This is a genomic window from Amycolatopsis sp. NPDC004079, assembly GCF_040610415.1.
Classification (GTDB): domain Bacteria; phylum Actinomycetota; class Actinomycetes; order Mycobacteriales; family Pseudonocardiaceae; genus Amycolatopsis; species Amycolatopsis halotolerans.
Map to the genome: position 1 here is coordinate 44,711 of NZ_JBEXMH010000007.1, position 13,486 is coordinate 58,196.

The 13,486-nt window shown below is 69.2% G+C and carries 7 protein-coding genes and 1 pseudogene; 4 read left to right on the plus strand and 4 right to left on the minus strand.

Annotation, left to right across the window (positions count from 1 at the left end; genetic code table 11):
• The first annotated feature begins 206 nt into the window (after positions 1 to 206).
• On the plus strand, positions 207 to 1,595 hold the full coding sequence (locus tag ABZX37_RS10010) for a hypothetical protein (protein WP_354737892.1): 1,389 nt from the start codon (positions 207 to 209) through the stop codon (positions 1,593 to 1,595).
• A 1,280-nt stretch (positions 1,596 to 2,875) separates the two neighbouring features.
• Here ABZX37_RS10010 and ABZX37_RS10015 read toward each other — a convergent pair.
• Both ABZX37_RS10015 and ABZX37_RS10020 read right to left on the minus strand, forming a co-directional pair.
• The gene (locus ABZX37_RS10015) at positions 2,876 to 5,122 is read right to left on the minus strand and encodes a helix-turn-helix domain-containing protein (protein WP_354737894.1); all 2,247 of its coding nucleotides are present in this window, start codon (positions 5,120 to 5,122) and stop codon (positions 2,876 to 2,878) included.
• A gap of 487 nt (positions 5,123 to 5,609) precedes the next feature.
• A pseudogene (locus ABZX37_RS10020) lies at positions 5,610 to 6,826 on the minus strand (IS110 family transposase).
• Between the two features lie 819 nt (positions 6,827 to 7,645).
• Between ABZX37_RS10020 and ABZX37_RS10025 the strand changes: the two are divergent.
• The 3 genes from ABZX37_RS10025 (at position 7,646) to ABZX37_RS10035 (ending at position 11,903) form a co-directional block, all read left to right on the plus strand.
• Positions 7,646 to 9,235, plus strand: a complete 1,590-nt coding sequence (locus ABZX37_RS10025; RefSeq protein ID WP_354737896.1) for a ParB/RepB/Spo0J family partition protein — start codon at positions 7,646 to 7,648, stop codon at positions 9,233 to 9,235.
• Positions 9,236 to 9,267: 32 nt separating this feature from the next.
• Positions 9,268 to 10,098, plus strand: coding sequence for a ParA family protein (locus ABZX37_RS10030; RefSeq protein ID WP_354737898.1), 831 nt, complete (start codon positions 9,268 to 9,270; stop codon positions 10,096 to 10,098).
• A gap of 1,142 nt (positions 10,099 to 11,240) precedes the next feature.
• Positions 11,241 to 11,903 carry a hypothetical protein gene (locus ABZX37_RS10035; protein ID WP_354737900.1) on the plus strand — a complete coding sequence of 221 codons (663 nt, stop codon included), beginning with the start codon at positions 11,241 to 11,243 and terminating at the stop codon, positions 11,901 to 11,903.
• Positions 11,904 to 12,115: 212 nt separating this feature from the next.
• On the opposite strand, the gene ABZX37_RS10040 is transcribed toward ABZX37_RS10035, so the two are convergent.
• Complete coding sequence (locus tag ABZX37_RS10040) at positions 12,116 to 12,778, minus strand: class I SAM-dependent methyltransferase (protein WP_354737902.1); 663 nt, start codon at positions 12,776 to 12,778, stop codon at positions 12,116 to 12,118.
• Positions 12,775 to 13,422, minus strand: coding sequence for an NUDIX hydrolase (locus ABZX37_RS10045; protein WP_354737904.1), 648 nt, complete (start codon positions 13,420 to 13,422; stop codon positions 12,775 to 12,777). The genes ABZX37_RS10040 and ABZX37_RS10045 overlap by 4 nt, the downstream gene beginning before the upstream one ends.
• Between the last annotated feature and the right edge of the window lie 64 nt (positions 13,423 to 13,486).

Genomic DNA, 13,486 nt, shown 5'->3' on the forward strand with positions numbered 1-13,486 from the left:
GACCTTGAACATGGAAAAACCCCGCCCGACCGGCCAGTCAGCACGGGGTTGTTCCGGCCAAACAAAGCAGGGCTAGCCACCTGCTCCACGTCCGTGTTGGGGACAACCACCACGACACCGCGTCTTTCAGACCCGGGGCATGACGTGTGAGCCGATGGTAGCGCACCGAACCGACGAAACGGCGGTTCGGAGGCGACCGTCACCGGGTGGCGCTCCGCGACAGCACGATGGAGCCCGTCACGATGAGCAACACCGCCCCCGGCCGCGGCGAGACCGCCGCGGCCGACGAGCAGCCCGGTGCCCAGGTACCGGACCTGTTCCCCTTCGCCCGCATGCCGCTGTGGTTCATGCTCGCCGGGCGCCCGTTGAAGGAACGCGCGATTCTCGAGTTCCTGACCGCGCACGTCAACGAGCAGACCGGGAAGCTCACCGCCTATCCCGGGATCGCCACGATCGGCGAGGCCGTCGAGCTCAAGTCCCGCGCCGTGCAGTACGCGATCGACGCGCTGATCGAGTTCGGCGCGATCGAAGTGGTGCCCACCTACAAGGACCGGCTCACGGGCGACCGGACCTTCGAGCCGGTGACGGACGGACGGTCCAACGCCCAGGAATCCAACACCTACGTGCCGTGCTTCTCGCCGCCCGGCGGCATGTTGTACCCGGGTCCGATCACGCTCGCCGAGTGGTACGACGAGCGCCGCCGGGCCGACCCCCGCAAGGGCAAGTACAAGCACCTGATCGAGAAGCGGATCAACGCCGCCCGGCGCCGGGAAGCCCGCGTCCGCACGTCCCGCCGCCACACCCCGGAAGGGGGGGTGCATGTGGATGCACCCCCCATCGAGCAGGGATTTTCCGAGGATCCCGAGGAAATGGGGGGGTGCACGTCGGTGCACCGGGGGGGTGCATCCACGTGCACCGGGGGGGTGCACGTGGATGCACCCAAAGAAGATCAAGGGGAAGAAGATCAAGGGGAAGACTCCGTCCGTCCGGTAGCCGACGCGGGCGCACGCAAGCGCGCGGCGGCGCACGCCGCCGCGGACGGACGGACGGACCTCTCCCCCGACCACCCCACCCCTCAGGACCTGAGCGGCGGCGAGGCCGCCGTCTCCTCCTCCTTGCTGGCCGAGCAGGAGATCGCCGACGGGCTGAAGCGCCTGGACTGCCGCCCCAGCCAGCGCGCCAAGCTCGCCCGCTGCGTCGCCCGCGCTCTGGGCGAGGGCCACCCGCCGGACAAGGTCCGCGGTTATCTCCTCGCCAAGATGCGCGAGACCACCAGCAAGAGGATCACGTTCGTGATCCGCGCGTTCGATCCCGAGCACGTCGCGGACCTGGCCGAGGCCGCGCCTGCGGCGCACGCCGACGTGCGCTCGGCCCGGCGGGCCGAGCGCGACCGCGCCCAGCCTGCTCCCCCGGCCCCGACGGCCCCGCCGGTCAGCCCGGTGGACTGGCTCGACGATCGCCAGTTCGGCGCGCTCACCCCCGGCGAGCGCGCGACCGTGAATTCGTGCGCCGGCCGCTCGCCCGACCAGCTCTCCAGGTTCGACCAGGCACGCCTGGACAGCATCCAGCGCCGCGTCGCAGCCGTGTTCGCGTGATCAAAGCGATCAGCGAGGACCAGGAAAGCCGCCTGAAGCGGGCGCTGGAGAGCGATCGCCAGCGCCCGCGAGGAATCCAACTCCGGCCTCCCCGAATGAGCCCTGAGGAGCTCTCAGAGCGTTTCGTCGATTCGGACGGTCGGATCAGACGCGATCGACGGTCGGTCGATCACTGTCCGTCACCGAATTGGGCGAGGCGCAACCCCGAGCAGCCGCCGGCGGGAGAAACCGACCTGAACCCGCACCTAAGCGGCGCGACGCGCACGCGCGCGTATGTGCGCGCGTGCGCGCGAGGCAAAACCCCAGGTCGCGGGGTTGCGCGCAACCCCCCGCAACCCCCGCCGCAACCCCCCCGGAACCTGAACGGAGAGTAGCAGCACCCCCAACGTCGACACGGGCACCGATCCCACCCGCAATGGCGCTGCGGGCCGACCTCGTCGACCCAGACCCGCCCGGTGCCACGGCCTGCTGCGCGCGAGCACCGCATACCGGCCATCGCCTTGCGCCCCGACGGGGCTGCAAGACAGCCGCGGGCCGAGCCGAACGGACCAGCGCAGCCCGCTCGTTCGGACCCGCACGACCAACTGCTCGGCCGGTCTCCGTCGCCACCCGGCGGCCCGGCATCGGCGGGCGCGACCCCGCCGACCGCGCGCACCGACCCGGCCGCTCCCGGCGGGCGCTCTCCCCGCCGAGCAGGCCACCAGGGCAACCCACCGGCGACCCGCCGCAGTCGCCCGCCGACAAGCCGCCAGCCGCCGTGCCGAGTGCCCCGCCGAAGCGGCGACCCGCCACCCGCCAATCGCCCGCCTGCGGCCCGCCGCCCGGTGCCCGCCAATCGCCCGCTGACCTGCGGTCCTGGCGGGTCCTCGGCGGGTGTCCGGCGGGTGTCCGGCGGGGCGGGACAGCGGGCGGGCAAGCGCCTGTTCGGCGGGCGGGCATGGCGCCCGCCGTCGGGCCCCGCCGAGCGGACGCCATGCCCGCCCTGCACAACGGCCGCGCAGCGTCGTCGCAAGCCGCTCCCGACCGATTCCGTGGTCATGATCAGGGCGCGGGCAACACCCGCCTACGTCGTCGACCCGCCGCCGGGACCACCGACCGCTGCGGCTGCGCGCGGAACCGGGGTTGCCTGCCGACCGTCGTCCCGGAGCGTGCGGAAGGCCGACACGCTGCGGACGAGGCGGTCCGGTCGTGAGCGTGCCGACCGCCCGCGGGTCCCACAGAACAAGCCCGCCCCGCTGGCGGGGTCGCCGAACATCGCCCGCGAAGGTCGGCTGCCGCGGTCAGCGGGCGCCGCGCCGCAACTGCTTCAGCTCGGCCGCGAGCGGGCCCAGCCGCACGGCGGTCGCGGCCAGGTCGCCGTGACCGCCGTGCGCCGGGCAGCGCCCGCGGCCCGTCTCGTCGCGCACCACCATCGCCCGTCCCGCGTCGCAGTCCGCGCACTGCCGGACCGCGGCGAAGTCGTCGAGGAACCCCAGGAGCGCAGTCGGCCCCATCTCCTCCGCCAGCCACCATGCGTACAGGCCGAGATCGTCGTCGGCCTCGAACACCCCGCAGTGCTGCCGCACGCTCGCGACGGCCGCGGCGATCGCGTCCGCGCGGCCCGACCACCATTCCCCGCGCTCCCGCCCGCCGCCCGCAGCCGGTTCGGCGACAGTGCTGCGGGCCCGCTGCTCGAGCCGCTGCCAGTGCCGCAGCGCCGCGTTCGGCGCGCGCCCGTACGGCTCGCCCTGCACCCGCCACGACACCCCGGCACCGACCCCGATCCGGTACCAGGCCAGCTGCTCGTCCCGTAGCCGGTGGCGCAGGTCCGCCAGCAGCACCAGCCCGGCGTCGGCCGCGGCCCGGTGCCGCTCCTGCGGCCCCGGCCGGTCCGATCGCCAGTCGACCAGCACCGGCCGCGCCGGATCCACCAGCCACGCGAGCAGCCCGAACCGATCGTCCGCGCCGGGCAAGGTCTCCAGCAGCTGCTCGTGGTCGACCAGGTCCTCCCGCCACAGCTCAAGCAGACCTTCGACCGTCTCCCCCACCACATCCCGCCGCCGTCCCTCGGCATCCAGCTGCACCGCCTCGCGCGGGTCGGGCAGCGCCGGGCTCGCCGAGCTGCGCCGCCCCGCGCCCACCCCCGCCGCGCGGGCCCGGGCGCGCTGACCGACCGCGTGCAACGTCGTCACCCCCAGCCGCCGCGCCACCAGCCACGGATCGAGCTCCACATGCGGCCGGCGACAGTGGTCCAGCAGCGCGGCCTCCAGCACGTCGCAGTCCAGCATCAGCCCGGCCAGCACCGCGTGCGCCACCCCGACCTCGCCCTCCCCCCACCGCGCGGGGTCCCACCGCCGCCGCAGCAACACCAGCTGCTCGAACGGCGGCAGATCATCGATCGTGTCGTCCGAACACGCGGCCCGCAGGCGTTCCAGCGCCTCGCCCAGGCTCCACGTCGCCGGCACGGCCCGCCGGGGCGGCGCGGGCCTGCGCTGCCGCAGCCGCGGCAGCATGTCCGCCACCCGGCCCGGATCTTCCTTCCACCGCAGCGGCGTATCCGCGTCCGACCTGGCCAGCATCAGTCGCGCCGCGGTCTCCATCCTCGGCAGACCGCTGTCCAGCCCGCGCGCCTCAGCCACCGCCGCCGTCGCGGCCAGGCTGCGTACTGCCAGCGCCGACCAGGTCGCCGCCGACGGCGCGCACCGGAGCACCGCTCCCCCGATCCCGCTCAGCTCCCCCGCCGCCACCGGCCCATCGAGATGGACCCAGGTCGTGGTCCCGTCCGGATGCCGGTCGTCCAGGTCCCTGACGAACGCGGCCAGCTCGCCCGCAGATCCTCCGACGCCAGGCTCGTCCCGGACATGGACTGCGAGCTCACCGACCGCGCGGCACCAGCCCGCAGCCGACTCCCACAACCGCTCCCGCTCGCCGAACGCCATCACCAGCGCGTCCTCCGCCCGGCGACGCCAAGGCGTCGCCGGACCGTCGACGACCCAGAACACCAGCGCCCGCATCGCCGCCGAGCGAGGGACCGGATCATCCGCGCTGGCTGCTGCGACTACAGGACGAAGGCCGGGGAAGGGAAGTACCGCGAAACCGGCGACCGCACGGACATGCCCGCGGGCCCACGGATCGCCGATCAGCAACCCGCTCGGCAGAGGATGCACACCGGCCGCCCGCCAGGCACGGGCCACCGTCGCCTGCGACACCCCCAACCCTGCCGCCGCAGATCGGGTCGTGGGAACCGAACCCGCCGGCCCGTCGGGCAGGTACGCCGCACGGACCAGGTCGTCGGCATCCGGCCGTCCAGGATCGCCCAGCACGGCGACGCCGTCGTCACGGAACCGCTGCCGCCAGCGGGCAACCGTGCGAGCACTGATTCCGAACGCGGCGGCCACCGCAGCGTCAGGTTCTCCGCGCGCGCACTCCAGAAGGATCCGCGCGACCAGCGCGACACGACGGTTGCCGCCTGCGGCAGCCGCGGCCAGTGCGGTACGGTCCTCGACAGTCAGCTGCATCGCAGCCAGGACCTTGCCTCGAGCGTCCACGCGCGGAGTCTAAGTCAGTCGTGACTCAAACTCGCCCTTCATCTCGTGACATCCTGTGTCTCCCGCCAGGATGTGTCCGGATAGTGGATCTGACCTGCGGCAATGCGCAGAGCGACGCGGCGAGGATGCGGGCACTGGTGTAATCCGGGATTACAGGCAGCCAAGACGATTCGTTCTGTGCGCAGTTGCCAGGTGACGCTCCGGGAGCTGGCCGAGCTCCGGTCAAGGACGAGAGCGACGTCCACGATCCGATGTACATATCGATTGGTCGTGCATCGTCGGCTGGTCTGCGAAGCAACCGGTCGGATTTGGGCCGACATCGTCCAAAGGGTCGCACGCGAGATCGGAGCCGTACTCCCACGTGAGTAGACGTCCGGCGCATTCGGCACCCGATCGGTGTGCCTTGAATAGGCGATCGTCTATCAGTCAGACGAGCAGCTCGACCATCTCCGAGACTTCGTCGGTGGGGGGTGTCTCTATTGGTTGGTCAAGCGGCGGCGGGTGTGGGTGGTGTGATGCGCGTCGGCCGGTGGGGTTGGTAGTGGGTGCGGTTGCGGAGCATGGCGAACAGGACGTCGCAGCGGCGGCGGGCGAGGCAGATCAGCGCGGCGTTGTGCTTCTTGCCCTCGGCTCTTTTTCTGTCGTAGTAGGTCCTGCTGACGGGATCGGAGAGCGAGGCGAACGCGGCGAGGAAGAAGGCGCGTTTGAGTTTGCGGTTGCCGGTGCGGGCGGGGTGTTCGCCTTTGATCGATGTGCCGGATCTGCGGGTGACGGGGGCGATGCCGGCGTAGGCGGCGAGGTGTGCGGAGCTGGCGAAGTGGGAGGCGTCGCCGATTTCGAGGAGGATGCGGGCGGCGGTCCTGACGTCGATGCCGGGCATCGATGTCAGGACCTCGGAGAGAGGGTGTGCATCGAGTATCCCTTCGACCTCGGCCGCGATCTGATTGCGTTGCTGCAGAATGGTTTTCAGGCTGTCGGCCAATCGGGGCAGGACGGTGTCGGCAGCCGCAGTGCCCGGGACCGTGACGGTCTGCTCGGCGAGCGCCGTCATGACCGCGTCGACCAGTTGGCTGCCCATGCGGGGCGCGTAGACGGTGGCGATCGCAGCGAGTTTGCGGCGTCCGGCTTTGCGGATTCCGGAGGGTCCGCCGCAGCGGGAGAGGATTTCCAGCACTGCCGGGTGGCTGGTTCTTGGTCCGATGGCGCGTTCGAGGGCGGGGTGGATGCCGGTGAGCAGGCCGCGGATGCGGTTGCTGATCCGGGTTGCCTCGGCGGTGAGGGCGTCGTCGAAGCCGGCCAGCACGTCCAGTTCCGCGAGGGCGTCGTCGCCGACGTCGACCTGGCGCAGCGTGTGCGGAAGCGAGCGGGCGGCGTCGGCGATGACGAACTCGTCGCGGGCGTCGGTCTCGGCGCGGCCGGGGTAGAGATCGGCGATGCGACGCATCGCCAGGCCGGGCAGATAAGCGACCTGGTGCCCGTTCGCGCGGGCGACGGCGACCGGCAGCGCCCCGATGGTGGCGGGCTGGTCGACCACGACCAGCAGCGGTCCGTGCCCGGCGAGCTTGTCGAACAATGCCCGCAGTTTCGGCTCGGCGTTGGGCAGCGACCCGTCGTGCAACCGTCCGCCGCTGGCGGTCAATCCGACCGCGTGGTGGGCGCTTTGCCGACGTCCAGACCGAGGAACACACCGTAGTCGCTGCTCATTCACCAAGCCAGTTCAGTCAGTGCGGCGGTGATCGCCAGTCGGGCATCGAGCGCCGGCGCTCACGTTACGAAGAGACCTGCCCACCGGCGGTCGTGTCCCTATTCAGCGGTCGGTCGATGCCACCAGGCCCGGTGACACCACCCCCCGGATCATGCGTGCGACTGGGGGACAAAATCACGCCGGACCTGGCGACCACAGCCCCGCCTCGGGGACCACAAACCCGGTGACGGGGGAACTGCTTCCCCAGACCCTGCCGGGAGCGTCGACGTCGGTTGCTTCGAACGCCAGCGACAAGCTGCTGCTGCTGCGGAGAGGCCGTCGGCCCCAAGGGTGGCTTACGGCAACGCCGTCGAGTCCGATATTCCGTCGGAATACGGAAGGTGCGGCTACCGGTCGCCGCGTCGGTCACCCCCATCGGATCGCGAGTATTCCGTCGGAATATAGCTGCCCCTGAAGATGGGCCCGGCGCATAGAGCGGATGGACGAACATCGGCCGGTGCTCTGTTCGATGTTCGTCGCGCCGATATTCCGACGGAATATCGGCGCCGGTCGGTCGAAGCCCCCGGCCTCTGAACGGGCTGGCGTGGCACTGCGGTCGGCTTGCGAGGTACGCAGTAGAGTTCGCAGCAGCCTTGTCAGGACGTCTTCAGCGTCGAACGAGACAGTGCCATGAGGTCCAGAACACCGTGATCAATCACCTCGCCCAGCCTGATAACTCGCCCTGATGAGGCACCTTCGAGCGGTCACCCCTCGTGGAGCGAGGCGGCCGCTCCCCCATCCTTCTCAGATGCCCGATTCAACAACGTAGTGGAGGCTCGATGGGAACTCGGAACAACCGGGTCGGCGGCGGAGCAGCAGCGGTCATTGGAAGCAGGGGGCCATCGAAGCCTTCCAAGCCAGCAGCGGGCAACTCGGCGCTGTTGGAGCAGATGAGGCAAGCCGCGGAGAATGTCGACGTCGCGACGCTCCCGCGGATCCGCTTGGACAAGATCGCTCCCCACCCGGACAACCCGAAGCGGCGATCGAATCCGAACACGCCGAAGATGCTGACGCTGAAACACTCGATCGAGGAGCACGGTTTCCTTCAGCCTCTGACTCTCGCGACGCGCGCCGACATTGTCGCTGCGAGCCCGGAGCTCGAGGACCTGATCGACCCAAAGGCCGAGTTCGTGTCGATCATCGGCCACATGCGGACCGTCGCTGGCGCGTTGGCAGGGGAGATCGATGCTCCCGCGATCATCCGCACGAAGAATCTCTCCCGGGGAGAGATTGCGGCGATCTTCTTTGCCGAGAACAAGCACCGCGACAGCATCACCCCGATCGAGGAGGCGGAAGCCTTCGATCGGATGCTCAACAATGGCTACAGCCAGGAGCAGGTCGCTCAGACCCTCGGCGTGAGCCAACCGCACGTTGCGAAGACACGAGCGCTTCTGGATCTGCCTGAGATCCTCATCGAGGCGGTGAACGCCGAGCAGTTGAACCGTGCAGACGCATCGCGACTGCTGAAGATCAGCAAGACCTCCGAAGCCGCAGCACTCGCCATCTGGCAAGACCACCTCGACGAGGTCAAAGAGATCGGCGACGACGACGCCAAGAGCCCGACCCCGATCGCCACGCTGATCAACAGGCAGCGGGCTGCAGCGGAACTGCGAGCACGGGAAGACGACCTTCGGGCGGTTGTGCGCGAGCACGGGATCGAACTTCTGCCCGACAGCCGACCGGTGACCGATCTTGTGGAGGTGGCCGCAGAAGACGCCTTGGGAGAGGAACGCGAACGAGTGGTGGGCGCCCGCATCTCGAACGGGCACCTCACCTATCTCGCTCAACCGGTGTCGCCACCCCCCACAACCAGCATCGAGAATGACGCGGCGGACGACACCGCGCGCAGCGATCCGGCCGACGGTCCAGTGGCCGCCGCCTCGGAAGACGACCGCGTTCACGAACCCGTTGCCGCTACTGCCTCCGCCCAGGTACCCGTTGTTTCCCCGGTTGCAGCGCAGCGGAGAAGTGCGGCAGAGGCTGCATCCCGCCAGCGCGCAGAAGCTTGCAGGCTGTTTCTGCAGTCGGAGCTTCCCCCCGCGACCGTTGATCAGACGCTGATGGACGGCGTTCTCTACGCACCGTCCCGTCTCGACGCGAAGATGGCCAAGGTCGTGAGTTCATGGCTTGACCGGAAGATTCGCGCAGATCGCGACATCGAAGCGCAGGTCGAGAGCAAGGCTCATCGGCAACGCGTGTCCCTCGCCGTTGTGCTCGCTGCGATCGAGAACGAAGCAAGCCGCGAGAAGTACGACACCGAAGACTGGCCGCCTTACGTCCAACGGCACGTTGCGCGGCTGAGGGACCTCGGTCATCTCAACCTGGACCAGTTCATGGACGACAAGCTCGCCTCGAACGACGTGGGCTGACCAATATTCCGCCGGAATACGCGGGAGGACTTTTGAAGACCATCGCTTTCATGAGCGGGGCCGCCGGTGCCGGGAAGTCGGCCTCGGCCGTCACGCTCGGGACGAAGCTGGCCTTGCGGGGACAAGCCGTCTGCATCGTGGACCTTGACCGCCAGCGAACCTCGACGTTCTATCTCAACGCCGTGGTCGACCCGTACGACGATGAGCAGCACTACGTCGGCGACGTTCTGCTTCGACGCCCCAAGGTGAAGGAGAAGGGGGCTGAGTCCAGGCGGCCGCCGACTTTTCTCGACGCCATCCAGGGCACGCAAGTCGACAACCTCTTCGTCATCGCCGGCCATGCCAATCTGAAGGACGACGCTCTCGCGCTGGCGCAGGCAAACGGCGGTCAGCGCCTCCGCGAAGCGATCCGTCCGCTCGAGCAGTTCATCGACATCGTGCTCATTGACTGCCCCGGCGAACTCAACATCCTGGCCACGTCAGCAATCGCAGCTGCGGACGACGTTGTGATGTGTTTCGCCCCCACGCTCAAGCACGCCGATCTCATGGACGTCTGGGACACCGTTGACGACATGCGCAGGGACGGTTCATCCACGGCTGAGGTCGCCGCTGTGATGCCGTGCATCATCCCCCCGAAGCGACAAGGCGGCTTCTACGGCGAGATCATGGACAAGATGCAGGCGGTGCCCGCGTACAAAGCGCTCATGACTCCGCAGGTCAGGCAGCAGCACTTTGAACCGAGCGCCTACAGCCACCAACAGCCGCTCCCTATCCACGCTCCTCGTTCCGAAGTCAATGGGGACTACGACCTGGTGCTTGAGGATCTCGACAAACGAGGTGTCACAACGCCTGCGGCCGCATAGCTATCGGCCTTGTTCGCCCGATCCATAGCCAAGGTCGGCAGAGTAACGGGTCAGGGCGAGCGAACGCGGGGGAGAGAGGCTGCCCGGGCACGGGTTGCCTTAGCCTCGACGCGGCCCAGCTGGTCTCGATGCAGCATCTCAACGGTCCCTCATCGTAGAGATCTCAAGCCCTCCTGGGCCGCGTTGGCGGCCATGCGCCGACCGCATTGTCAGCATGCAGACGGGAACGGGCACCAGCACTACCCAGAGCGCTGATCGCCGGGCCTAAGTTCTAGTGGCATATCCAAACGGCGCGGACCATTGTCACCAGTTCCCTGTGACGTGTCCCGTGCCAATACGGATGCGGGCAGTCGCTCACACTGCGGACTGGGTACGGGCAGGCTGGCTCAGCCAATGAGTCGCGCAAAAACGCGATGCTCGAGGACCCTCGACAACGCCAGCTCCCGGATGGACACACCGCGTCCCACCGCAGTGCCGACTTGATCGGCCATAGTCGTGACTCGGCGTGACGCATGATCCGCACAGGGACGGTCCTCACTACATCGAGATGGCGCTGGTCGTGTTCTTGGAACTCCGGGACGGTCAGTGGGTGGTGGACGGCACGGAGACCGAGCAGGTGGATCCTGGACCTCAAAATCTCAACGGCACGTGGGGGACAACGCCTCGTGCGGCACCGCGGGTGCTTGCTGCTGATCGTCTCAACTTGCCGGAAGGGCTAGGTCTGGCTGATCTCCTCGTCGCCGCTGCCGAGGATCTGGGCCACAGGCTGGGGATTCTTGCCAACGAACAGTCCCGTTCTCTTCGCTCTCGCCCAGGCGCGTTCTCGTCGAGGCACAGCAGCACAGGCGGACCGAGTTCATCGACCACGCCCGCCGTCAACAGCAGTGATCCGCTCCGCATCCGCTGGGCGATCTCGACGAGGAAACTGAGCTGTCGACTCCGTCAAGCCAGCTGTCCAGCAGTGGATTCCCGGGTGTGCGGCTTCGGAATGGGACGTGGTCCTTCCGCATGTTCGCGCACAACTCAGTTCAGTGGCCGCGCAGACGAACCCGGAAAAGCCGCTAAATACGCCCCTGAATGCGGAGTTGTCAATAGATGTCACGCGAATGGTGCAGCTCCAGGGGCCGCCTACGCTGCCCGTCATGCCCACTGTGCTGGATCCGGCTGCGCGCCGGTGTGTCGAGGACGTCCGAGCAAATCTCGCGCGGGCGCTGTCGGACATCGACGCCCTTGCGGCCGGAGAGGCATCGGCGACCGACGCGGTCCGGACCCGTCTGCAGACCTCGATCGTCGATCTCGACGTCCTCGCCGACGAAGCCGTGGTCACAGCGTGGATTTCCTGCACAGGCATGTTCTGGAGCGTGCGGTCGGTGCCGTGGACCGCGTTGGCCGAGACCTTCACGGCCGTCACCGGGCAGAACATCACCCGCGACGGCCTCGACCGGCAATTGAAGAGGCTGTTCGCGGGCGCCGCGCCCCGTCGGCAGGCCGTAGCCGGCCGCAATGCAGCGGCCGGCTACGCCGCCACCGCGTTGTGGGCGGCCATCACGCACTGGCATCGACGGGCGGGCGTTCCGCTGCCGGTGTCCGCCTGGCGCACCTACAGCGACGTGGCCGCAGTACTTGACCTCTTGCCCGCCATCGTGCAACACCGCGAGACCGCCGCAACCGGCAAGCAGCTCCTGGCGGCGGTCCGCGCGGCAGGCGGCCGCGTTCCCAGGCTCTGCGAGCCGCACGTGACAGAACTGGCGCGCGAGCATCGCGACGCGGCGCACCACTGGGTCGCGGTCGTTGCGAACGCGTGAAAACGTCGTCGGTGACCTCGTCGCAAGCGTCCCGCCCCGCGAGCCGCAGTCCGCGACGGGCGTTCCCGGCGTCGACAGCTGCGTCGACCTGACCGGCTTTCGCGCAGCGGGGGAGCGGCGGAAGCCGGGCATGGCACGAGACAGCCGCCCGGTCGGGTTCGGCGCGGTGCAGCAGCTCCCGGCGCAGCGTCTCGAAGTCGTCGTCGCGTTCCTCAGCCATTCGTGCCCGGCCGCACGGAGGAGGGCAGTTCTGCTTCAACGACGAGCGTGCCCAGTTTCCCTGGCTCCGGAGCGGCCTCGACTCGCGCGCGGATGTGGCCGAACCCGTTGCGGCGCAGTAGGTCCGTCCATGCTTCCGGTACGTAGGACCACCGGTACACCCACATCGGATCCGCGGTGAACGCCGCGCCGTACATGCCCTGGCAGCCGTAGGCCCCGGGCACCGGGGGAGCGTGGGAGAACACCAGTTTCCCGCAGGGTGTCAGGTGTTTCCGTACGAGCGGCAGCACCAGGTCCGGGTCGAGGAACCATAGCGCGCCCCAGATCGAGTACACCGCGTCCCAGGTGCGGTCGGCCGCGGCCAGGAACCCCAGCACCTCCGCGTGTTCGAAGCGGGCGCCCTCGACGTGTCCCCAGCGGCTGCACGCCTGCTCGATCTGGGCTGCGGACAGGTCCACCCCAGTCGCGTCGACGCCGCCTCCGGCGAGCGCGGCGACGGCGTCGCCCTGCCCACATCCCAGTTCGAGTGTCGAGCGCGGGTCGCCGAGCAGCTCGATACCGGGGCCGTGGCCGGGGTACTGCGTCCACTCGAGGACGGGCACGTCGGTGTCGGCGGCAGTGCGCTCGGCGTACCGGTCCCAGAAGGCAGCAGTCATCGCTGCACGTCGAGCATGGCTGCCGGTGCTGGCCGCGGGAGGCACTTCTCGCTCGTCATTGCGGGGCGGTCGAGGGCGCGTTGCAGGAGCGGCTGGCGCGAGGCGTAAAGGCCGCCGCCTTCGAGGTCGGCGGCTAGCTGTTCGAATCGGATCCAGCAGGCGTCGGAGCCCGCAGTCGCCAACCGCGGCTCCTCGATGATGAACAGCGCGAACGTGCTGGCGACCCTGGCATGGTCGGTGTTGCGCCAGTCGACGACCCGTTCGCGACCGAGCACGGTCGGCGCGATCGCGGCGAGGTCGATCCCGGTCTCCTCGCGCAGCTCGCGCACGAGCGTGGCCGGGGTGTACTCGCCGCGGTCGACCATCCCGCCGGGGATGGCCCAGGCCCCGACGTCGCGGCCGCGTTCTCGCCCCACTTGCCGAAGTTCCGTCCGGGACGGCCAGCCAGGTTGAGCGACCATCGGCAGGTCCCCGTGCGACAGTTCCGCGACGGGCTGGTCCCTGATCGCGTCGGCGAGCGCCGACAGATCCCGCAGCGTCCACGACGACCCGGTCGACACCGGATGTGCCTTCAGGCTCGGGCACCCGCCTGCCGGCATGTCCGGGTCGGGTCCGGTGCGCCAGGCAGCGATGGAACTGATCATTGTATCGCCGTTCTCCAGCACAGTCCCTGCGTCGGTGCTCAGTGCCACCGGTGGATCTTTCGTC